The sequence below is a fragment of the Paenibacillus sp. PK1-4R genome, from assembly GCF_030369595.1.
GTDB lineage: Bacteria > Bacillota > Bacilli > Paenibacillales > Paenibacillaceae > Paenibacillus.
The window spans coordinates 1,349,821-1,372,120 of the sequence record NZ_CP126535.1; the positions used below are offsets into that span (position 1 = coordinate 1,349,821).

The 22,300-nt window shown below is 47.5% G+C and carries 18 protein-coding genes; 8 read left to right on the forward strand and 10 right to left on the reverse strand.

The genetic code is table 11. From position 1 onward, the window contains the following. Nucleotides 1–57: 57 nt before the first annotated feature. The 3 genes from QNO02_RS05585 to QNO02_RS05595 form a co-directional block, all read right to left on the reverse strand. Nucleotides 58–516 (reverse strand): DUF5381 family protein, encoded by a 459-nt coding sequence (locus tag QNO02_RS05585; RefSeq protein WP_289391370.1) that lies wholly within the window; start codon nt 514–516, stop codon nt 58–60. A gap of 16 nt (nt 517–532) precedes the next feature. Continuing rightward, nucleotides 533–1,600 (reverse strand): WXG100 family type VII secretion target, encoded by a 1,068-nt coding sequence (locus QNO02_RS05590; RefSeq protein WP_289391371.1) that lies wholly within the window; start codon nt 1,598–1,600, stop codon nt 533–535. Nucleotides 1,601–1,906: 306 nt separating this feature from the next. Beyond that, a complete protein-coding gene (locus QNO02_RS05595) occupies nt 1,907–2,827 on the reverse strand; it encodes an AEC family transporter (protein WP_062832926.1) in 921 nt (306 codons plus the stop codon). Between the two features lie 121 nt (nt 2,828–2,948). Between QNO02_RS05595 and QNO02_RS05600 the strand changes: the two genes are divergently transcribed. The 3 genes from QNO02_RS05600 to QNO02_RS05610 all read left to right on the forward strand — a co-directional run bounded on the left by QNO02_RS05600 (nt 2,949) and on the right by QNO02_RS05610 (nt 5,772). Continuing rightward, complete coding sequence (locus tag QNO02_RS05600; RefSeq protein WP_289391372.1) at nt 2,949–3,464, forward strand: mismatch-specific DNA-glycosylase; 516 nt, start codon at nt 2,949–2,951, stop codon at nt 3,462–3,464. Between the two features lie 141 nt (nt 3,465–3,605). Continuing rightward, complete coding sequence (locus QNO02_RS05605; protein WP_145320840.1) at nt 3,606–4,181, forward strand: RNA polymerase sigma factor; 576 nt, start codon at nt 3,606–3,608, stop codon at nt 4,179–4,181. Then, complete coding sequence (locus QNO02_RS05610; RefSeq protein ID WP_289391374.1) at nt 4,159–5,772, forward strand: hypothetical protein; 1,614 nt, start codon at nt 4,159–4,161, stop codon at nt 5,770–5,772. The genes QNO02_RS05605 and QNO02_RS05610 overlap by 23 nt, the downstream gene beginning before the upstream one ends. Nucleotides 5,773–6,004: 232 nt before the next feature. Here the strand turns inward: QNO02_RS05610 and QNO02_RS05615 are convergent, their stop codons facing one another. After that, nucleotides 6,005–7,066 (reverse strand): LacI family DNA-binding transcriptional regulator, encoded by a 1,062-nt coding sequence (locus QNO02_RS05615; RefSeq protein ID WP_289391375.1) that lies wholly within the window; start codon nt 7,064–7,066, stop codon nt 6,005–6,007. Between the two features lie 482 nt (nt 7,067–7,548). Here QNO02_RS05615 and QNO02_RS05620 point away from each other — a divergent pair, with 482 nt between their 5' ends. Next, nucleotides 7,549–8,868 carry a glycoside hydrolase family 125 protein gene (locus QNO02_RS05620; protein WP_289391378.1) on the forward strand — a complete coding sequence of 440 codons (1,320 nt, stop codon included), beginning with the start codon at nt 7,549–7,551 and terminating at the stop codon, nt 8,866–8,868. Between the two features lie 310 nt (nt 8,869–9,178). Here the strand turns inward: QNO02_RS05620 and QNO02_RS05625 are convergent, their stop codons facing one another. Then, complete coding sequence (locus QNO02_RS05625) at nt 9,179–10,234, reverse strand: Gfo/Idh/MocA family protein (protein WP_289391379.1); 1,056 nt, start codon at nt 10,232–10,234, stop codon at nt 9,179–9,181. Nucleotides 10,235–10,282: 48 nt separating this feature from the next. After that, nucleotides 10,283–11,170, reverse strand: coding sequence for a sugar phosphate isomerase/epimerase family protein (locus QNO02_RS05630; RefSeq protein ID WP_289391380.1), 888 nt, complete (start codon nt 11,168–11,170; stop codon nt 10,283–10,285). Nucleotides 11,171–11,299: 129 nt separating this feature from the next. Between QNO02_RS05630 and QNO02_RS05635 the strand changes: the two genes are divergently transcribed. Further along, nucleotides 11,300–12,196, forward strand: coding sequence for an AraC family transcriptional regulator (locus QNO02_RS05635; RefSeq protein ID WP_289391381.1), 897 nt, complete (start codon nt 11,300–11,302; stop codon nt 12,194–12,196). Between the two features lie 264 nt (nt 12,197–12,460). Here QNO02_RS05635 and QNO02_RS05640 read toward each other — a convergent pair whose 3' ends face one another. After that, the gene (locus QNO02_RS05640; protein ID WP_289391382.1) at nt 12,461–13,144 is read right to left on the reverse strand and encodes a serine/threonine protein kinase; all 684 of its coding nucleotides are present in this window, start codon (nt 13,142–13,144) and stop codon (nt 12,461–12,463) included. Between the two features lie 513 nt (nt 13,145–13,657). Between QNO02_RS05640 and QNO02_RS05645 the strand changes: the two genes are divergently transcribed. Next, the gene (locus tag QNO02_RS05645; protein ID WP_249911615.1) at nt 13,658–14,575 is read left to right on the forward strand and encodes a PD-(D/E)XK nuclease family protein; all 918 of its coding nucleotides are present in this window, start codon (nt 13,658–13,660) and stop codon (nt 14,573–14,575) included. Between the two features lie 167 nt (nt 14,576–14,742). Here the strand turns inward: QNO02_RS05645 and ald are convergent, their stop codons facing one another. Beyond that, entirely contained in the window at nt 14,743–15,876 is a 1,134-nt protein-coding gene (gene ald / locus QNO02_RS05650; RefSeq protein WP_289391383.1) for an alanine dehydrogenase, read from the reverse strand. A 189-nt stretch (nt 15,877–16,065) separates the two neighbouring features. Between ald and QNO02_RS05655 the strand changes: the two genes are divergently transcribed. Beyond that, on the forward strand, nt 16,066–17,736 hold the full coding sequence (locus QNO02_RS05655) for a PucR family transcriptional regulator (protein ID WP_091034114.1): 1,671 nt from the start codon (nt 16,066–16,068) through the stop codon (nt 17,734–17,736). A gap of 59 nt (nt 17,737–17,795) precedes the next feature. Here the strand turns inward: QNO02_RS05655 and QNO02_RS05660 are convergent, their stop codons facing one another. Beyond that, the gene (locus QNO02_RS05660) at nt 17,796–18,086 is read right to left on the reverse strand and encodes a hypothetical protein (RefSeq protein WP_124117151.1); all 291 of its coding nucleotides are present in this window, start codon (nt 18,084–18,086) and stop codon (nt 17,796–17,798) included. Between the two features lie 315 nt (nt 18,087–18,401). Between QNO02_RS05660 and QNO02_RS05665 the strand changes: the two genes are divergently transcribed. After that, on the forward strand, nt 18,402–20,471 hold the full coding sequence (locus QNO02_RS05665; RefSeq protein WP_091034108.1) for an nSTAND1 domain-containing NTPase: 2,070 nt from the start codon (nt 18,402–18,404) through the stop codon (nt 20,469–20,471). Nucleotides 20,472–20,518: 47 nt separating this feature from the next. Here QNO02_RS05665 and QNO02_RS05670 read toward each other — a convergent pair whose 3' ends face one another. Beyond that, nucleotides 20,519–22,234 carry a sigma 54-interacting transcriptional regulator gene (locus QNO02_RS05670; RefSeq protein ID WP_091034106.1) on the reverse strand — a complete coding sequence of 572 codons (1,716 nt, stop codon included), beginning with the start codon at nt 22,232–22,234 and terminating at the stop codon, nt 20,519–20,521. Between the last annotated feature and the right edge of the window lie 66 nt (nt 22,235–22,300).

Consider the following 22,300-nt stretch of genomic DNA (forward strand, 5'->3'; position numbering starts at 1 on the left):
AGCTTAACCGCCTACTTTCTATGTAGATTGTTAGATAAAGGTTACTTTTTTAAAAGGTCATTTGTGCTCATTCCAAGTTTTTCGAAGTACTTTAAGAATGTCGCTTTCCTGATGTTTCAGTAGACTATACGTATATATTTTATAGCTTTTTCCATCAACCATTTTGAATAAGTAATAGGATGGAGTAGGCTGGATCCATTTGTTTAGTCCCGGTGCTACGAAATCAATGGTACGTATATCCTTCCAAGATAACTGTTTTCCTGCATTTGTCTTAATGCCAGACAGATCGAAGGAAAATAAAATGTTTGTTCCAAATATTCTCGTGGTGTTCCAGATAAACAGACGTCCCACAAACCAAAAGCTTAAGAATGCCGCACTAGTAAAGTACAAGGTTTGCAGAACGCTATTGTCACCATAAATAACATCACCAGTCAAGACAAGTCCAGCTATGATAAAAAGAGCAGATATCAGCGTGTGACGAATTGCATATTTGCGTTGGTATGTAACGAACTGCATGGATACCTCCTAAGTATTATTTGAAGAGTTTACTAACCCATCTAATCCCTTTTTCAGCCGCTGAGGCTATATGTTTTCCGGCATAACTACCTATAGCTCCGCCTACATAAGCTCCAACTGCTGTTCCTGCAGGCCCGGCGAACGATAATAGGGTCCCGCCAACAATAGCCCCGGCTCCTGCAGAGGCAGACTTGATCACGATATTCGATGTGGACACGGCGAGATCCGTTTTGGTTAATGTTCCTTCCTTATACTTGGAGACCGTTTTAACCCCTTCATCCCAAACATTAAGTCCTACGTTGATAGGGAACAGTTTTTTGCTTATCATTGTAGGGATTTTGGAAATTTTCATACCGTATTGTCCTTTATTCACACCGGCAATAACATTGCGGGTCCATTGACCGAAGCTGTTGGCTTTGTTGAAACCAAGCCCGATATCACCTACTTTTAATTTACCTGCAAGTCGATCAAAGCCCTTTAATCCTTTCATAACCAGACCGGGGTTGCGGAATTGTTTATCCAGTTTACGTGCCATGTTACTCAGAAAGGAATTCCCCTTTCCCTTCACCCACGGAGCATTATGAACTTTGGCACGGCTAGAGTTCCGGGGATCTACTTTGAAATGAACCGTTTTGGAGAGTACCATGGACGTAGCCATAGCAGAATATAGTCCTGTTCCAATCAGGCCTACATTCCCATGAATCCCATTAATTATATTCCAGGACTTACTTCCTTGATCATATATATCTGATAGCGTCGTTTTTACATCTTTCCCAGAAGTGGATTGGCTTGTACTGGTCTGTACACCATGCCCCTGAGATTGATCCGCTTGTGAGAAACGAGTTGCGATGGTATGTAGTTCCGTGCCAATCGCAGAGACTGAGCTAGAGAATCTTTCCATTTGCCGATGTGCCACCTGAAAGTTCTGAAAGAAACGCTCCTGTGTGATTCCCGACCACTGGCTTTGTAATATACTTATATGTCTGCTTAAATTGTTAATCATGCTACGACTATGTTCCGAAGCTTGAGCAAATTGGTTGGAGATTGCCTGAAGCTGCTCAGGCGGTACAATAATCCTGGTCACGACATTCACCTCGTGGAAGATAAAATTAAGAATTTCTACAGATTATGTATATATCAAAAATGAAACGCTATGAAATATTTACCCACTAATTTTAAAGGTCGAAACGTTTATTCGCAACGGATAATAAGCAATTGACGCGCAAAACAGTCCTTTGGTTGGGTTAAATAAATGCTCTTCGTAAGACTTTGTTCCTGCAAATGGGACGAAGAGTATAAACAAAGAAGCCCACACCCCCCTTTAGGGGGCGTGGACTTGTAAATTTTAGTTTGGCCTTAGCGGAGGGATGTACTTATGGGCATTTCCCATCTAGAACGTTTTGGCATAAGAGATCAGTGCCGTAATCGTGATGATATTCAAGAGCGTTGAGATCAGCACCGTCTGGGCTGCAAAATCGGGTTCGTTATCGTATTCTTCCGCCAGGATGGATGCGTTGACACCGGTCGGCATACCCGAAGCGATAATGAGTGCCTGTGCAGCGATACCTTCCAACCCAAGCAGTAGCACAATTGAAATCCCGATAGCCGGGCCAATCAGGAGACGCAAAAATGTGCTAATATACACATCAAGACGGTACAGACGAATTGGATATTTTACAATCTGTGCTCCGAGTGTCAGCAGCGCTACAGCGACCATACTTTGCTGCGCATAGGTTAGTGGCATGGACAGGAACGTAGGCAAGGGAACCTTCCACATGTGAAACAGAATCCCCAGCAAGAGCGCATATGGAACAGGCATTTTAAGAAAACCAATAATCACCGCACGGTAATTACCTTTGAGCTTCGCGCCCTGAATGGACAACACGCCATAGGTGAATGTCAGTAATGCCTGTAAAGACATGACCAGCGCCTGAATGGAAGAGGCGAGTGGATCGCCGCGGAATACCAGTGCATTGATGGGCAGTCCATAGTTGCCTGCGTTATCCAGCATAATGCTGTTGTTGAAGGCAGCCTTCATGCCTTTATTCATCTTAAGTGAACGCGCAAATACAGAACCTACAATATAGAGAATCAATACATATATCGCGTAAAAGAGTGTCACGGTCCCAAGCAGTTCGCCCGACATATCCGAGTGGTACATGCTCATAAAGACGGCTGCGGGGGTAATACAATAGAAATTGATTTTGGCGAGTGTGTACAAGTCCAGCTTGAACACCTTTTGCATCCAGGACCCGACGGCGATCAGGAGAAAGACGGGCAGGACGACTTCAAGCATGATGTCTGCAATCATTAGTTCAGCTTCCTTTTTCATGAAAATTTCAATCCGATTTCGAAAATGCTTTGCTCATTATATCATTTTATACACAACCGAATGTGTGAATTGGCTAAAAAACATCAGGAGGGGTTGCGTCATGATTCCAGATCATCTGGATGTTGGTTTATCGATATTGTTTATTGGTTTCAATCCGAGCATTACGTCTGGGGAGACGGGGCATCATTATGCTTACAAAGGAAACCGGTTCTGGCGCATCCTTGAACGGTCGGGATTAACCCCGCGTTTATATGATGCACAAGAGGATGGAGAGTTGCTGAAGCTGGGATACGGATTCACAAATATCGTGGCCCGGCCCACTAAAGGTATGGAAGATATTACGAAGGAAGAATATGCAGAAGGACGCCAGATTTTGCGGCAAAAGCTGGAGGAATACCGACCGGACATCGCCTGTTTTGTCGGAAAAGGAGTGTACACCCAGTATAGCAAACGTACCAAAGTGCAATGGGGATTCCAGGATGACCCGGTCGTCAAGGAGATTCAGGAGTTTGTCGCTCCCTCGTCCAGTGGACTCGTGCGGATGTCGATGGATGAGATTGTGGCCATCTATTCCCAGCTTGCTGATTTTGTCACGGAGAAGAACAGGGAAGATTAAGAGGCGAGTAAGCAGAGTTCACCCAGTCGGCTTCGCCGATAGGGCGAATTCTTTTTTTTGGATAAAGTGAGAGGTTTCGGGAACGGCTTCCGTCTATATAGTACAGAACCATGCATGGAAGCTGTAGAGAAGGGGGATTACATGACTCAACAGATACCGGAGGAGGAGCTGATTCAGCGCATTGTTGCAGGGGATAAGCAGTTATTCTCCGTGCTTGTGGATCGATATAAAAATAAAGTCTACGGCATCATGCGCGGAATGGGCGCGAGTCATCCGGATGCACAGGATCTCGCTCAGGATACGTTCATTCGCATCTATCGTTATCTCCCGTCGCGGCGGGAGGGAAGTCGTTTCTCGTCGTGGGTGTACACCATTGCGGTAAATCGGATGCGGGATTTTATACGGGAAAAGAAACCCGTCATGTCTCCGGTCGATCAGGGGATCGAACCTGTCAGTAATGAAACACCGGAAAAACGTGTGCTGCATAAAGAGATGCAGCGTGAAATATATCGACAGCTCGAACAGTTACCGGAATCGTATCGCCTGGTGTTATTACTGAAGTACACAAACGAGTTGAGCTATGAAGAGATTGCAGATATTACAGGCATGAGTTCAACCAAAGTGCGTAACGCCCTTTATCGCGGGAAAAAAACGCTGAGGAAGCAAATGGAACGCAAAGGAGGTTTAGCTACGTATGAAGCCTATTTCAAAGGATGAAGATCGGTTGTGGGAGGAGCACCTGTACCGTGAGGAGCCGGATGCGGATTTTACGCTTAAGGTCATGCGGAAGCTGGATGGGGTGTCCATGGAAAGTGGAGAAGACGAGCATCCATTCATGAAAAAATCCAAGAGAGCGCATTGGATGCGCCGGACTGGAATCGCTGCAGCGGCTGTTGTGATCCTTGCCGGAGGGGCTTGGTTTGCTTTTGACCGAACAGCAGAGCCAGCGCAACCCCTGGTAAATGCTGTGGATCGTCTGCCATTGCCTAACATACCTGTGCCTGAAGCATTGAAATATTCCTATTTTGCGGATGATTACAAGCGTCTTAAACCTCTCGGACTTGTGGTTAATCCGAACATCTATATTAATGACCAAGGCTACACGCTTAAAATTGAAGACGTGCTTGTAGACCGATCTCATATGGTAATGACCATGCAACAAACAACACCTGATGGATTAGGGGTATCACGGTTTCTGCCTGAGTTGGGGAGAATTCATGTTACTGATGAAGAGGGGCGACAGGTTGCCACTCTTGCAAGAGATGCAAGAACAAAGGGCCCTCTAACTGAACGATTGTTATTCCAGTTTCATGATGAAATTCCGGATCAAGTGGTCGTGCGGGGTGAACTGCGTAATTTAAATGTGGGCAGATATTATGATTACGAGAAGAAATCCTACGAAGATAGAGATGTTACGGTGGATTGGAGCTTCAAATTCAAGATCGATATGACCAAAGCCAAATCATTGGCTGTTGAAAATTCTATGGATAACACATATACGACGCCAGAAGGACTAAAGCTTGATATGACACAGCTTGTACGCACGCCAAACGGAACCCGGCTTGACCTGAATGTGAGTCTGGATGATGAACTTCGTGCCAAAGTTGATGAGAATTGGGCGAGCTATATGAGTATCATCTACCATCTTGAGATTCCTGAAACAAATGAATATCGAATTTTCAATGGAATAAGACCAGATGCCCGTCAAGCCAAGTTCCAGCTCCAAGATCAGAGTGACTTAAAGAACGGTGGGCCGTTGAAGTTGTCAGAGACATGGGACCCTGCGTTGGTAACGGTAGATGCGAAGAACATTCGCTTTGTTCTGGATGGTTACACCCTGCCGGTGAAAGAAGAGAAATCAGTGGAAGTTGATCTGAATAAGAGGCGTAAGGACACGAATTTTTATACTTTTGCACAATTTGAACAGCTTGGAGATAAAATATTATTCTATGATTTTGAGTACGAGCCACTGATGGAATCGTATGATCCTCCGAAGATTGATGTAAAGGAAGGGTATTCACTAGTTCTGAAGGGGAGTGGGACGTTCCGAAATGCTTTCATGGGTGATCGCTGGGTTGCAGTAGATTCGGATGGAAAAGAGTATCCTGTTGAAGTGAACGGTTATCCGGATCAACCTAATAATAACGGTGAATACGTTGAAGATGATCTGCAATTAAAAATTCGGGGGTTTAACGAAGAAAAGGGTACAAAATTCACTTTGAAAAGAACAGTAGTCAATAGAGAGTATCGTGATGTGAATTGGGAAGTGGACCTTCCATCGTACAATAGTCTACCATGGCTGAAATAACGATTAGTACATCTATTTTAATCAACAGCCATGAAGTAAATGAAGCTCTGAATGGATGGCATAAGTACTGATCTTTGGATTGGATTCTGGATGTATAGATAAGCATATAAGGTATATGAAAAAGGCTCTGCATAATGATATGCGGGGCCTCTTTCGTATGGTTCAATTTGAGGTTGGAAGCAAGTAACCAATAAATTTTTCTATCCAAGAGATCTTGTTTATGCTTTCTGAATTATGCCGATTCCCTTGGAATCAACGTAGTCGATAACATAACCGTTTCTTTTGGCGTCCCCGGGCGTTCGATCCGGCGTTGCAAAGCCTCTACGGCACGCTGTCCGAGTTCCTCTTTACACAGATTAACTGTGGTCAGAGGCGGGGAAGACGTAACGGCAGAGTGTACATTGTCGATACCGATGACAAGGCAATCTTTAGGCGTGGAGATGCCCATCTCCTGTAATTTGTGCATCCACTGCAAAGCAATATCATCATTAACACCGATCCAGGCATCGGGACGTTCATCATCTGGCATGTTTTGAATGGTGGTAGCCAGCTGGTTAACCCATTCACCGTTCTCATACGGAATATTCCATTCCCTGAAGCTGGTCGTACGACTGGTATCCACATGGAAATGGTTCAAGGCCAACTCAATCCCGATCTTCCGCTGCGCGAAGCTCGCAGCACGACCATCATCAGTGATAAGGCCGATCCGACGGCAATTCATAGACAGTAGATATCTCGCGACGGTGATGCCAGCTTCCAGATTATCGTGGCTGATCGTATCACAATTCAGCAGGGGTTCCTGATGATCTACGAGAATAATAGGCCGACCCGTTTGAGAGAGTCTTTGCAGTACCGTATGAGGAAAAGCACCCATAACAATAATCCCGGCACAACGTTCCCAGTCCAAATGAGGAGCAATCGCTTTTTCGGGAGAGGTGTTCTCGTCCGTCACTCCGAGTGAGGGAGATACAATGGCATGATGCCAACTACGCTCATTACAGGCGGAGATCATGCCTGACAGAACACGTTGCCAGTAGTGGGGTTCACCGCGATTGAGCTGATTCATGCATATGAGAACAAACGGGGGATCGGACGGATCCACATGGTTTGCAGCAGCAGGACTGCTGGTAGCACCCGGAGTACTTTGGCGATATCCCAAAGCACGAGCGAGTTCCAGTACCCGTGCGCGTGTCGCTTCACTGACACCTGTCTTGCCACTGAGTGCGCGGGAGACGGCATATTTGGATAATCCGAGCTGGTCAGCCAGCGTCTGAATGGATACTTTGCGTGACATATCATTACTCCTTCGTATGTGAGCAATTTGCATAAATCCAATGATCGTATCGATTGAATGAATGCAAATTTCAGATGTAAATAGTGAATTGAATTTTCAATGAGATGACCTTTATGAATTGACGATCATCTTCTGACACAGTACACTTACAAATAATAATGTTATTATAATTTATCATAACAAAAATAACAATAGTGTAAGAGTGTTAGGGTCAATTTAAACCAATCTATATATGTTCAACTAAACATTTACAAGATAACGGAGAGGGCAGAAATAATCTGAAGAAGCGAAGCTAAAAGCTTTCTGCAAGAAAGCTGCATCGGAAGCATAAACTTCGCCTTTATCACCGGATTTCCCCTTGAGAAAGGGGATCGAAAAAATCTGGGGATAACGGCGATCGGAAGGTTATTCTGCAATCGGAGCGCGGTTGTAAATAATTATTAGCTGAACTTAAATAAACCAATTTGAAGGAGACAACATCCATGGAACAGTTCAGATTACCGAAAATCTCTATGACGCATCTGGAATTACCGCAAGCTGTGCAGGATATTCTGACTGAAGCGGACGAGCGTTTGCAACATCGACCGAGGTTGCTGGCTCAATTTCGCAATTGTTTTCCCAATACGCTGGAAACGACCACAAAGCTGCTCGATGATGGGACAACCTTTGTAATTACAGGGGATATTCCCGCCATGTGGTTAAGGGATTCCGTAGAGCAGGTCATGCACTATGTTCCACTTGCGAAGAATGATGAGAAGTTGCAGCGTATCATTGGAGGTCTAATCAAACGTCATACGTTCTACGCTGATATGGATATCTATGCCAATGCGTTCAATGAAACAGCGAATGGATGGCATTGGGATGCCAATGATGAGACGGAGATGTCACCTTGGGTGTGGGAACGGAAGTTTGAGCTGGATTCCCTTTGTTTCTCCATGAAGCTGGCTTATACATATTGGCGGGAGACGGAACTGACGGATATATTTGACGAGCGCTTCAAGAAAGTGATGGAGAATATCGTACAACTATGGGAGACAGAACAGCATCACACAGAGCAATCACCTTACCGGTTCATGCGGCGCAATTGTCCAGCCCATGATACGCTGCGAAATGAAGGAATGGGTATGCCTGTGAATTACACGGGGATGATCTGGTCCGGATTTCGTCCGAGTGATGATGCATGTGATTTTCATTATAATATTCCGGCGAACATGTTTGCTGCGGTAACCTTGCGTCAGATGGGGGAGATCGCGAAGTGGGTGTTCCGGGATGAACAACTGGTAAGCCGAATGGCTCGTTTGGAAGAAGAAATACGACACGGTATTTCCCTGTACGGTACTTATCGTCATCCAGAGTATGGGCAGATTTATGCCTATGAGACGGACGGTTACGGAAACTTTTGTCTAATGGATGATGCGGGCACACCTGGACTCATGTCTATACCGTATATGGAATATGCTTCGATTGAAGACAGGGTGTATCAGAACACACGTCGATTTATTCTGAGCAAAGAAAATCCGTTCTATTATGAAGGGAAGGTAGCCAAAGGTATTGGCAGCCCCCATACCCCTCCGGGATACATCTGGCACATGGCGTTATCCATGCAGGGCTTAACCGCAGACAATGACGAGGAAATACTGGCGATGATTGCATTGCTGGAAAGTACGGATGCGGGTACCGGATATATGCATGAAGGCTTCCACGCCGATGATCCCAACACGTTCACCAGACCATGGTTCGCCTGGTCCAACAGCCTGTTCTCGCAACTGGTGTATAAGGCAATGAAAAAAGGGATTTTATAAAATGATGTAAGTTCAAAAAAAATTGCTCACTGCTCGTGAAGCAGCCGTTCCGGTTACGAATCGTTCTTTTGATCGCTGTTATCCCCGGATTTCTTGATCGCCTTTTGTAAAGTCGAAATCCGGTGATAAAGGCGAACGCTTTGCTTCTTCAGAATCGATTTCGTTCCCTACACTACTTTTACTATCGAGCGCGACTGTTTTTTGAACGACATCATTTTTAGAATAGGAGAGTAGGTAAAAAAACAAGAAAGCCCAAACTGCTGAACTTTGCAGTTTGGGCTTTGTTTAATTGAAAAACACAGGCGCTTCGCTATGTGTTTTTCAGCAGGTCAGCGATGAAGACTTTCTGGCCTGTGCGTGCGCTTTCCAAGGATGCGAGGACCATGGCCATGCTGAACTGGTTATCGCTGCAATCGGTCTCAGGTAATCGTCCGGATTCCAGTGCGGCGAACATGTCTTCGAGACAGCCGTGATGACCTGTTTTGTCCATGACAGGCAGTTCCGCTTCAATCCGCTCGCTTGGCTGGAAAAAGGATGGTTTGCCGTCAGCATCCAGGCTTTGCGGAGTAACTACTTCAGCATAGATGTCATCGTGACCATCCCAGATGGCGGTTCCTTTTTCACCGATTACGCGCCAGCTTGCTTCCCATGATGTGGGTACACCTTCTGCGCACCAGGATCCGCGATAGTTGAATACGGACCCGTCAGACATCTCAAATATACATAACGCCATCGCATTGCCCTGATACCAGGAACCTGGAGGATTGAACTCATGGCAGTACACCGATACCGGGTTGGCTCCGAGAATATATCGTGCCTGATCAAACGTATGTATTGCCATATCGAGCAGCAGTGGGCTATCCATCAGATCCCGGAATCCGCCGAAGTGTGGCCCGAGGAAGAAGTCGGCCCCTGCGTAACCTACCTGCCCTATAGCTCCGCCGGAAATGAGGTGCTGGTAGGCGCGGATACGCGGATCGAATCGGCGATTCTGCATCACGGCTTGAATGTGTCCTGTACTGCGAGAGGTTTGCACAATATCTGTGCAGTCGGAGAAGGACTCCGCAAGGGGTTTCTCGCCAAAGACATGACACCCTTCCTTCAGCGCTGTCATGGCAATGCCGTAATGACTCGCCGGAATCGTGACATCGAACACGATATTTGCACCAGTCGCTTGAATAGCCTCACGGATATCGGTGAACGTAGGGCAGGTGAGACCATGTCTTGTAGCAAAAGCAATGGCTGTCTGTTCATACAGATCGACCAGTCCCACGATTTCTGTATCTGGCCTTTGCAAGGCATAGTCCGCCCACGTGTTTGCCATGGCACCGCAGCCAGCAATAATTACCCGATAAGGATGAGTCATGTTCTCATCTCCTTCGCATGGATTGTGTTGTACAGCTCGCATGGTTTCCTATACCGGATTTGGCACAAAATCGCCGCCGCGGCATTGTTTCAAATATCGTAATGCATGTACCTGTCCGGTCATTTCGAGTTCGTCTTTGTAGACGGGATCATGCCAGCCTTCAATATCAATCGTACCCTGATAACCGTTCTGGCGCAGAATGGTGATAATGTCTGCCCAGTTGTTATCCCCGAAGCCGGGTGTGCGGTGCCAGACAAATTCACGTGGACCATGCACGCCATATTCCTTGACGATATCCCAGGCAATCGTGGCATCTTTGCCATGTACGTGGAAGACTTTATGAGCCCATTTGCGTAGCTGTGGAATAGGATCAATCAGGCTGGACATTTGATGGCAAGGCTCCCACTCCAGCCCAACATTTTCATCTGGAACAGCATCAAACATCATCTCCCAGGCCGTCGGGTTATGGGCAATGTTCCAGTCGCCTGTCTGCCAGGTGCCACCCATATCACAGTTTTCAAAAGCAATGCGTACACCCCGGTCTGCTGCCCGGCGTGCCAGTTCTCCAAATACTTCCTTGAACCGGGGGATGGACTCGTTAATGGGTTGATCGGTCAATCTTCCAGTGAACCCGGAGACGATATCTGCACCGAAGAGCTGTGCATTATCGATCACTCGCTCCCAACTTGCCAATGTATCGGCGTTGTCTCCGGCTCCTGTGAGTGGGTTACCAAATACACTCACCGCGGAGATGACAATACCTTGTTCGTCCACGATTTCACGGACACGTTTGGCTGTCTCTGCCAGGTCCAGATCACCAGTTGTTTGCCAGAAGGTCAGGTTAAATGATTCGAAGCCATGTTGCATGATCTGCGGGATAACGCGGACGGCGTCCTGCCCGCCTACAAGGGTACCGATGCGTAATGATTTATTCATGGTTGTAATTCACTCCAATATTGGCTTATAGTACTTCGTGACACACTCATTATAGCCGTGGATTAAAGGGATGGCTCTAAACAATCTTGTGTAATAATAGTCGGATCTTGTGAAGAGGGGGAAGAAGTTGTGCTGGATCTGAAAGCGCTTCACGAAAATACCCGAATTGACCATAAATCACATCCATTTCAGCTGTTCCAAAATCGGTGTTCAGATATGAAAGCTGAAGAATGCATTCTGTATTTGCATTGGCATGAACATTTCGAACTGATTATCATGCGCAAGGGAAGTGCGCTTTTTCATATTGATAGCAAACCTTATGTGGTTCGAGCAGGTGAGGTCATTATCATTCCGGGAGGCACATTGCATGTTGGATATGCTCTGGATGAGGGGGATGTGCATTATGATTCCGTTGTAGTGAACCGTGCACTGTTCCATGATTTCACTCATGATCCTGTGCATGAGCAATATGTCGCGCCGTATTTGGAAGGAAGAGTGAGATTTCCGGTCAAACCGGCAGAGGAAAACACAGCCTGCGTAGGCTATTATTCTTTGCTGAATGAAGCCGTAGAGGAAATGGCGTTACAGCCCCCGGCTTATCAGCTCGTGGTGAAATCCAAGCTGCATGCCTTGTTCACCCTGCTTGCGCGTACCTTTATGCCGCAGCAGCTACCGGATAAAACGGTCGGATCGTATTTTCCAAACCGCGAACGTTTCAAACAGTTGATTGCACAGATTGAAGCGGACCCCACAGGTAAGATGTCTGTTACGGAAGCGGCAAGTCATGTGGGATTGAATGCGTATCACTTCTGCAAAATGTTCAAAAAGCTGACCGGACGTACCTTTGTGGAATACGTGAACGGGTGCAGGATGAGTGAGGCAGAGCAACTGCTGCAAGGCAGTAGTCTGACCATTACAGAGATTGCCGCCAGAGTCGGCTGCGACAACGCCAACTATTTTACAAAGTTATACAAACAGTACAAGGGCATGACCCCCTCGCAGGGGCGGGGGAGAAAAGAAGGTTGAGCGCGACCAGTTTAGCAGTAGTCTCCAATAAAATGTCTATAAAGATGGTTGTGACCCTAAGTAACTCGCAGTCGCAATTGTGAGCAGAAGTAGAAGTAAAAGTAGAAGTAGAAGCGGAGCACACACAGCAGTGATTACCGTAACCATAATCATACGCATACGCACATATACAAAGAATAACCCGGATAAAGGCCTCTTTAAGGCTGTAATCCGGGTGGTTTTGATTCAATAATATTAAGACAATTATCTATGTGTACAACGTGCTCATTTCATAAATCTGAAGAACAGACGATTGGCTTTCTTGGCGAGGTCGTCCATTTTGATGTTGGCATGATCGAACTGATTGTATCCCCATTTGATCGTTTGCAGCATGCGTGGGGATATGGGCGTTCCTTTGATCCGTGGATAGATGTTGTGATAAGCCCAAACCAGATGCTCCCAGCGATTGTCATTGCCGTCCTGAATATACTCGGATACGTCAATCACTTTCCCACGTCCGTTCTGAAGAATTACATTTTTTAGATGAATGTCGCGAGGGTTCAGCCCGCGGCTGCGAACGGCTTCTCGCGCTGCGTCCACATCGAGCATCACCTGCTCGGGGACAGGGATTCCTTTTTCCAAACATTCCAGCAAGGTATCCCCGGGTTCAAAACTGATCACGAGCACGTTCCGGCCACTGCCGTAATAGGTAGGAAAGTATGGCAGGCCTTTGAGCTGTTCGTACACCTGCTTTTCATTTTCGAGTTTGTCCAAGGCATGATCCGAGTACATCTTGAAGGCATACTGCGGCAAGCCGTCATACGTAAATACAGCCGCGTCTGTACCTGTGCCAATGCATTTTAATCCTTCTACATCGCCGATGATGTTCACGAGCTCATTCCGGTCGCTTCCGATGACTTGGATCTGTTGTAATGCTTCTTCCGCCTGGAACCAATCCGGTCGATTCATGGGTGGTGCCTCCTTTTAGGATATGCCTGTACAATTTTTTTCATATAATCATTTTCTAACGAACGGAGTAAGTCTTATTTCACGAAAATCGGCAGATCTGAAAATGTAACGAATCAGAGACACGCTATTGGCTCATTTGCTTGCAATAAACACGTTCTACAATCGAAATAAGACTAATTAGCGTGTCTGGGGTTCGTTAGATTCCGTAAAACCTCATGATCCACATGATAAGGTGTGTGAGATTCGTTAGCTCCGGGCCCGCACTGGCCCCGGGCTAGACCAGTACTAGCATCCAGGTCCCGGATTCGCTGCCCTCTATGAAGTATATTAAGCGTTCTGCTCCGCAATTTCATCTTTTGGTGATGTTACTATATAAACGATACGGATCGAATCGGAAACGGTTGCGTCAGAAGAAAATAACGGAAGCGCGCTTGCGACAAGGTTGCCCGGGCTTTATACTGTGAGCATTAAGGGATCTCATGCAGATCCGGCATACAGAAAGGCAGATTACTTATGGCACAATACCCGCAGTGGTCTTATTCGCAGTCGCGGGCGAGTATGTTCGATGAGTGCCTGCGCAAATATTATTATCATTATTACGGTGCCCATAACGGCTGGAAGGCAGACTCTGCTGATGAGATGCAGGTTCGTCTGTACCGTCTGAAGCAGCTCAGCAATCTGTATCTTGTCTTCGGGGACCTCGCGCATCGGATGTGTGAGTCGGCGGTACGCAGCAGGGAAGAGGGCAAAGACAAACCGCGTGAACACTTTCTGGAACAGACGATACGCAAGCTGCTGAATCAGGCGTATATGGAATCAATGGACGCGGATCAGTGGCGACTTAACCCCAAGAATCGCACGATGCTGTCCGAGATCTATTACGGGGATGATACGTTGAATGACCGGATTGCCACGATTAAGGAACGGGCTTCGGCCTGTGTCGGTAACCTGTACCAGACGCTTACGTGGGAGGACTTGTCCCGGGCAAGTACGGACATTCTGGAGATCGAGAAATGGGATACCATGATGCTGCACGATACACGCGTGTATGTGAAGATGGACTTATTGTATCGGCGCAGTAACGGCAACATTGTCATTGTGGACTGGAAGACGGGCAAGGAAGATGACTTCTCGGATCAGCTAATGCTGTACGCATCCTATGTGAGAGAACACTACCGAATTCCTTTGGAGCAGATTGAGCTGCGAGTGGAGTATTTGTTAACCGGGAAACACCGAGAGTTTACAGCGACAGAAGAGGATATCCGGAAGGTGGAGGAGAACGTGGGTCGTTACATTGAGGAGATGCGATCCTGCGTGGAGGATGAGTATTATAACCGTCCCAAGGACGTCACCTATTTCACAGCGATGCCATCGCACCGGTCCTGCCGGGATTGCAACTTCCGCGAAGTATGCAGTGAGCGAGCAGTCTGAAGCACCAAAACCGGAGGAACCAAAAGGCCTTATACCAACCAACAAGCTATCCTATATGTGAAAAAAATCAAGAAGCGCAAGCCGGGAACATCATCTACCCGACTTGCGCTTCTATTGCGTTCCACAGGCCTGGCGACAAGGCGCCGGGTGGAACGATCATATCAAGATTACTGGACAGCGGCGGTATTCTCCAGCGCCTGACCCGCAGGCACATAGGCATGCCCGAGATCACGGGCAACCGCCTCATACGTGATATGTCCATTCAGCACGTTAACCGCGCTGCGAATGGACGAACTGCCGCGAATTGCGGCGGCTGCACCGTGGTTGGCCAGCTGCAGCGCATAAGGCATGGTGGCGTTGGTCAGCGCCACCGTAGACGTACGCGGCACGGCGCCCGGCATGTTCGCCACCGCGTAATGGACGACGCCATGTTTCACATAGGTCGGTTCATCGTGTGTTGTGATATGATCAATGGTCTCAACGATCCCGCCCTGATCAATCGCCACATCCACAATGACCGAGCCCGGTGCCATCGTCTTAACCACTTGCTCGCTGACAAGCGTTGGCGCCTTGGCGCCCGGAATCAGCACCGCACAGATCAACAGATCTGCCGCCGCAACAGCTGCTGCAATGTTGGACGGGCTGGATACCAGTGTGTGGATCTGATTGCCAAAGATATCATCCAACTGGCGCAGACGATTCAGATTCAGATCAAGGATGGTCACATCGGCGCCAAGACCAATAGCAATTTTGGCTGCATTTGTTCCCACCGTTCCGCCACCGATAATGACCACTTTCCCCCGACTGACGCCTGGTACACCGGACAACAGAATGCCCTTGCCACCTTCGGTCTTCTCCAGTAACTGTGCTCCGATCTGGGAGGCCATGCGGCCTGCAACTTCACTCATAGGGGTTAACAGGGGCAGAGCACTGTTGACCTCCAACGTCTCATACGCAATAGCCGTGACCCGACTTGCAATAAGCGCTTTGGCAAGCTCCGGTTCCGCTGCGAGGTGCAGGTAGGTGAACAGAATCAGTCCCGGACGAAAATATCCATATTCACTGGCAAGCGGTTCTTTCACCTTGATGATCATATCGGCCTCGGCCCACACTGACTTGGCATCAATCCGAATCTCGGCGCCCGCAGTTTGATATTCATGATCCGTGAATCCACTGCCGATCCCCGCGCCTTGTTCAATCAGTACCTGGTGACCGGCTCTGATGAAATCAGCAGCCCCGGCCGGAGTCATTGCTACACGATTCTCATTGTTCTTGATTTCTTTGGGAATTCCGATTCTCATCACCATGCACCTCGTCCATTTATTGGTTGTTAGCTTATACTACAAGTTTATGACTTGGATAATCGTTTTGCACCTTACTTGATGTCTAATCTTTAGGAATTGAACTCAACATATTGTCGAAAAAGACTGTTCAGGACATTTGTCCATGGATTATAATGTAAGAAAAAATAACACGAAGAGGGATCGCCATTGCGAAATGACCGTGTGTTTACGATCAAAGATATCCTTGCACGTCCGGTATTTAGCCGAGCACGACTAGCGGCAGGGAAGGATGGAGTGAACCGTCAGGTTGGCTGGGTTCATGTGTTGGAGATTACAAATGTATCTCCATTTGTAAGCCCCCATGATCTTATTTTATCCACTGGACTGTGGCTTCAATCGGAAGAAGGGCGCGAAGAGTATCTGCTTCAGCTCATTGGCAGTGAGGCAGCGGGGCTATGTGTAGAGTTTGGTACCAGCATATACGGAATCCCGGAAGAACTGATTGAACTGGCGGACAGACACCAGTTTCCGCTGATCGTATTTGAGCAACCGGTCCGTTTTGTCGAGATTACACAGGATATTCACTCTCTGCTCATTAATCATCAACACCAGCTGCTGAAAAGTCTGGAAGCATACTCCCGTCAACTTCAGCAACGAACTTTACAGAGTACAGATATGTCTGCTGTGCTGAACCTGCTGCATGAGTACGCTGCCAAACCGGTGGTGTACATTTCGTCCATGGAGCCGGGCAGTTTTGTGCCCGAACTTGTTCCTGAGATGGAACAGGCCATCTATACCTGGTATGAGCAGGAGGTAGAACATCTGGATTTGAATGATTCAGATACTGAATTATGGTTCCACATGGACGAAGAGAAAGCTCTGCTGTGTCATCCGGTCGTCTGTTTCGGCCAGGTATTTTCGGCTGTAGGCATGATTGTGCATCCCGCAGCTCCAGTGGAATATCTCAAGCTGTTGCTCGATTATACGGCGAAGGCGGCGGCAGCGCTCACGCTTCGTTCCCAGTTTCTTGAGGAGAAGATGGTCCGCAATCAGAATGAACTGATCCAGGATCTGATGAATGGCAACATCCATCAGGAGGAACAGGCTCAGACCCGAATGGGGCTTCGTTTGCTGGTAAAGGGACAGTACTGGTTTGCAGGAGGGGTCATCGAGATTGAGCATCGATTAAAGGGTACAGGCCGGGAGCGAATGGAAGCTAATCATCAGGATGTTCTTGTCCTGCTGCGTTCCCTGCTCAAGAAGAACAATCTGCCTAGCCTGATTATGCTGAAGAACAACCAGGTATATCTGTGCTGTGCGAAGGAAGCAGTAACGGCTGCTGCACGTCATCAACTGCTGCGATTACTGGAAGGGATTGCCCAGGACGTGAAACGGTTTGCCAGTCGTAACTTGAAACAGGTTATGATTCATGTGGGATTTGGCAAGTTACGCAACCGTTTGACCAGCCTGCCGGAGAGCCTTCAGGAGGCCTACCAGGTGATCGAAGTTTCGAGATCGGTAGATCCGATGGAACATGTTCACTTTTACGAACGTATGGGTATATATCAAATGTTAAAGGCGTTACCCCAATCCTTCCTGCAACCCTTTGTCCAGGATCACCTAGGTATGTTGATTGAACATGACCAAACGCATCACCTGCGATTGGTAGAGACGTTAGATGCTTACCTGCAGAACTTTGGTTCCAAGCGAGATGCGGCCGCCCAGTTATTTATTCATCGGCAAACGTTGTACAACAGACTGGAGAAGCTGGAAGAACTGATGGGTCCAGGTTACATGGATCAAGGGAGAAGAATCTGTCTGGAGATGGCGCTGCTCGCGCACGCGATGATTGAGAATGGACAGTGGCAATCCTCTTGATGAGGTGAAAGGGATGCAAGACAGACTGTGCATCGATCTTACACTACCTTGAGCACAGTCTAGCAGTTTTTACTAATCCGCCGGGTATGTCGTAATGAAGCAGGCAGGCGTTGCAGAGTGGAAGTGGAGCGTCGGCCCCGATAAAGCTTCGTTTGACCGGAGGAAGGTGCCAGTGATAATGAAGAAGGAGCAGCCAGCCGATACGGGGGTGACGACCGGTCGGGACGTCCTTCCTGTTCTGCTTCATTGTCCTCCATTGAAATGCCACTTTGGTGCAGCCATTCATTAAGTCGTTTGGGATTGATTCCAAGTTGTCCGCTCAGATTACAGATATCGAGGTTTATTCTCACACAAATCCGCCTTTCCTGGAATATCGGGCTGGTAGTAGGGTATGAAAGGGAAGCATGAATTCGAGATCAGTAAATGCTCATATGCATGTTGGCTGTGCTTGATCGGCGGAATGATTCATTACGTTGAGAAGAAGCGTGGAGGCGTCTATATACCGTGTTAAACGTTTCCATGTCCGCTGTTTTGAATATTTCCTATAAATTGGCTTTTAACAAGATTCTATCACTTCACATGCAATTGCGCGTCTCAATATAGTCTCAATTTTGTGAGGAAAAAAAGTATATTAAAAGTACCAGTATCTAGTACGGAGGACATATATGGGAGACAGTAGTGAGGCTCAATACGACAAATATCTTGAGGATGGCAAACGTTTCATTGGTCGAACCAAGGAACTGACGACACTGGAGCGGTGGTTCAATCATCCGGAAGCCCCATTAACCATATTTTCAATTACGGGCATGGGAGGCATTGGTAAATCTTCCTTGCTTTCAGAGATGTTATCTGTCTCTCGGGATCGAGGTGCGACGGCAATCTGGATGGATGGTCGATCATGTGGGGCGACTCCTTCCGTTTTTATGGATTATTTGTCCTCTACATTAGGCTTGGAAACAATGGATAGTGAAGGATCCCCGCGACCATTGAGTCTGCTGAGAGACACATCAATCGAGAAGAGATTGGTTCTGGCAGTGGATAATTATGAAGAGCTTGCTCTGTTAGAAAGCTGGTTCATGGAAGTCTTTGTATCCAAACTTCCGTTAAGAGGGATACTTGTCATTCTTGCATCACGCCCGGAACTGGCGTCCACCTGGCGGACACATCCCCGATTACATCAGAGGTTTATACAGATGCGGCTTCAACATTTCACAATTGATGAGATTACGGAATACATCACGGTGGCAGGCTTTCTGAATCAGGGGATGGCAGGTACCATTACGAGAATGACCGATGGGCATCCGCTGGGGCTGGCCCTTGCTGTAGAAGCTGCGGATCAGAGGAGGAATCTTCCGCAGTCCGAATGGGCTGAACTGTCACATATGATCAGTGCTCGATTATTATTGGAACTTACGACACCCCGTCTGCATCCTGTGGTGGAGGTACTAACACTGCTTGAGACAGCCAATCAGGAATTATTATCATCAGTACTGGATATGACCGTGACAAAAGAAGAGTACCACATGCTGAGACAGATGTCGTTTATCCGTTCCGGCCCGGATGGTCTTGCCCTGCATGATATGGCCAGAGTACATCTACTACGAGATTTTCGCCAACGTGAGCCTCATCGGTTGCAGACCATGCGTATCAAGATCGTGAAGTTACTGAAACCGCTGCATGAACAGGCGGGGCCGCGTGAGCGTCGCCAGATCGCTAGGAAGATGCTGTTGCTGTGTCAGGAATCCATGCTTCAATACCGCAAGTACGCGGATGTGTCCCGTGATTCCTTGTTCTCACCTCTCGAAACGATGAGAAGTGAGGATCTGCCCGTTCTGCACAGCCTGTTACAGCAATGGTGCGAATACAGCGTGGAACCATGGCAGGCGGTATCCTATGGCCCCTTCCTGGATGAACTGGCACACCGTTATCCCGAAGGAATTGTATTAATGCGTGACAAGCTTGGGGAGACAATTGCCATGTTCATAACCATCCTTGTACATAGGGAGAGTCGTGAGTTGTTACTAAAATATTTTCCAAATGAGATGCATGAATGCTTCACACCACAGGAACTTGAAAATGACCCGGATCAGAGTGATACTCACTTTGCTTTGCTAGCTGCGGCAAGAGATGATGTGCCTGGTTATACACGAGAAGAACTGGTGGGATACATGGCACTGGACCGGCTGTCTCTACTGGGTGATGGTGCGCGAGCGATGCTCGTTGCAACGAACCCTCACCTGAAACTATTTTTGCAGAGTATTGGATTCCGGATGCGAAGAACCCGCACTCGTGTCTGCGACAGATTTGAGGACCAGGCGGACGTACTTGATTTGGATTTGCGTAATGGGCAATTCGGAGAGTGGGTCATGTCTCTTCTTGCTCCGGAACCAACAGAGGATCGTATACAGCCGGAAACAACGGAAGTGGATGGTGTAATCTGGACTGAACAGGATGTTCGCAAGATGTTGGGGGATCTTCGTTCCCCGGGAGAATTGCATGAATATGCTGGCAGGGTTAGAGGAGTAAAGGATGGAATCCAGTTACAGCTGTATGTCATGGATCTGTTGGAAGGCAGAGTACATGGCCTATCTCCACAGGATCAGATGCTGTTATACGCGGCCTACTGGACGCATGCTGGCAATCCAACTGCCGCAGCCCAGACGTGTTCCATGAGTCGGGCGACATTTTATCGCCATCTCAGAACAGCGCTGACTCGCTTGGCGCGGATTTTGTAGGGTTCTATTCATTCATCATACTGATAATAAAGACAAGAAGAGGCTGGTCATAGACCAAGCCTCTTCATGCGATTATAGAGCGTTGCCCGGGAGATGCCAAGTTGCTTGGCGAGTGTTCGTTTGTTGCCACCTGCTGCTTTCAGATATTGAATTAGAAGTTGCGCCTCATAGGTGTCCAATTTTTGCTGGTAGGTAACACCGGAGACAAGTTCGGAATCATCCAAGGTATCTAATTCGTCCACATTTGCAACCGTTCGAGGTTCTTGTTCTGGTTCTGCTCCCGCCGAATCCTGACGTTGCTGATTTTCGATGTTGGCATGTGAATGAATTCCGGATGTCAGTTGAACTTCGGACTGTTCTTGCATGGTGAGGGAAGTGAGGGTATCAGGTAGATATTCCTGCTTCACCTCACCATCTGTCGTCAGAATGGTCAGGCGTTCGATCACATTTCGTAATTCACGTACATTGCCTGGCCAATCATATTGGAACAGCAACTTGAACACTTCAGGTGGAACCAACTCAATATGACGGTTATAGAGCAACGAGAATTCTTGAAGGAACGTCTGGGTTAATTCATATATATCTTCCTTCCGCATACGCAAAGGAGGGATGACAAGGTTAATGACATTCAGCCGATAGTAGAGATCTTCCCGGAATTGATTGCGGGCAATCATACTTAATAGATTCTGATTGGTCGCAGCGATAATCCGGCAGTCGGCCTGTTTCATTCGCGTTCCCCCCACAGGAAAGTAACTCTTCTCCTGCAACACCCGAAGCAGTTTCACTTGTAATTCCAATGGCATCTCACCGATCTCATCCAGAAAAAGAGTACCCCCTTCGGCAAGCTCAATCTTGCCCTTTTTGCCTTTGGGATCCGCTCCGGAGAAGGCACCTTTTTCGTAACCGAATAACTCACTTTCAAACAAGGAAGCAGGAATTGCCCCACAGTTAATAGCGATAAATGGTGCAGTCTGCAATTCACGAAGATCATGAATGGCTTTGGCGAATAACTCCTTGCCTGTGCCGCTCTCTCCGAGGATAAGTACAGTAGCTGAGGTGGTACTGATCTTGCGGATGGTCTCCATGCACTGCTTGATGACCAAGCTGCTGCCCTTGATTCTGGCGAATGGATCTAATTCGGGCCGTAGCCGAGCAACGGCTTTCTCCAGATGCTGGACTTTGGAGGTCATATGTAATAGTTCCTGATGTAATCGGATTTCGGTTGTTATATCCACTTCGGCAGCAACTGCACCCACAATATGTCCATCCAGTTGGACAGGACGAGCATTAATCAGGGCGAACAGGTCGGGCCGTGGCTGATGCTGTTTGCGATAGACCGTTTCGCCGGTATACAACGTCTTGAGAGACTGTAGTCGATCTGGAGGGAAAAAGTCCGCTGCGGGTTGTCCGATGATGTCTTTTTTGCTGATCGAAAAAACATGCTCCGCGCCAGTTGTCCAGTAGGCCACCTTGGCATCTTCATTAATTAATGTCAGAGCTGAACCCGCTGTCTCCAGTGTGGTCTCAAAATAAGCTTCTATTAGGCGATGTGCATGCATCATGGCATGCAAAACATCGGATACGGCGATATATCCCAATAGGGGTCCATCATCCTGAATGAATAGATAAGAAGATGTGTCGAATAAGGAGAAGGCATCTACCAACGATGTTGATGACGGAATGGTAAGTGTGGAGAGGTCTGTATCCAGAACATCCATATCCGTACGCAATAAAGACATTAATTCTGGAAGTAAATGTTTCATCGGTATCACCTCAATTAGAACATAACTTTTGGAAACAACTTCTTTTACACAAGTTACTTACAAGTG

Excerpts from the sequence above, each read along its gene's own strand:
- QNO02_RS05585 (WP_289391370.1), bottom strand. The coding sequence starts at position 516 with ATGCAGTTCGTTACATACCAACGCAAATATGCAATTCGTCACACGCTG.
- QNO02_RS05595 (WP_062832926.1), bottom strand. The coding sequence starts at position 2,827 with ATGATTGCAGACATCATGCTTGAAGTCGTCCTGCCCGTCTTTCTCCTG.
- QNO02_RS05600 (WP_289391372.1), top strand. The coding sequence starts at position 2,949 with ATGATTCCAGATCATCTGGATGTTGGTTTATCGATATTGTTTATTGGT.
- QNO02_RS05605 (WP_145320840.1), top strand. The coding sequence starts at position 3,606 with ATGACTCAACAGATACCGGAGGAGGAGCTGATTCAGCGCATTGTTGCA.
- QNO02_RS05610 (WP_289391374.1), top strand. The coding sequence starts at position 4,159 with ATGAAGCCTATTTCAAAGGATGAAGATCGGTTGTGGGAGGAGCACCTG.
- QNO02_RS05615 (WP_289391375.1), bottom strand. The coding sequence starts at position 7,066 with ATGTCACGCAAAGTATCCATTCAGACGCTGGCTGACCAGCTCGGATTA.
- QNO02_RS05620 (WP_289391378.1), top strand. The coding sequence starts at position 7,549 with ATGGAACAGTTCAGATTACCGAAAATCTCTATGACGCATCTGGAATTA.
- QNO02_RS05625 (WP_289391379.1), bottom strand. The coding sequence starts at position 10,234 with ATGACTCATCCTTATCGGGTAATTATTGCTGGCTGCGGTGCCATGGCA.
- QNO02_RS05630 (WP_289391380.1), bottom strand. The coding sequence starts at position 11,170 with ATGAATAAATCATTACGCATCGGTACCCTTGTAGGCGGGCAGGACGCC.
- QNO02_RS05640 (WP_289391382.1), bottom strand. The coding sequence starts at position 13,144 with ATGAATCGACCGGATTGGTTCCAGGCGGAAGAAGCATTACAACAGATC.
- QNO02_RS05645 (WP_249911615.1), top strand. The coding sequence starts at position 13,658 with ATGGCACAATACCCGCAGTGGTCTTATTCGCAGTCGCGGGCGAGTATG.
- ald (WP_289391383.1), bottom strand. The coding sequence starts at position 15,876 with ATGAGAATCGGAATTCCCAAAGAAATCAAGAACAATGAGAATCGTGTA.
- QNO02_RS05665 (WP_091034108.1), top strand. The coding sequence starts at position 18,402 with ATGGGAGACAGTAGTGAGGCTCAATACGACAAATATCTTGAGGATGGC.
- QNO02_RS05670 (WP_091034106.1), bottom strand. The coding sequence starts at position 22,234 with ATGAAACATTTACTTCCAGAATTAATGTCTTTATTGCGTACGGATATG.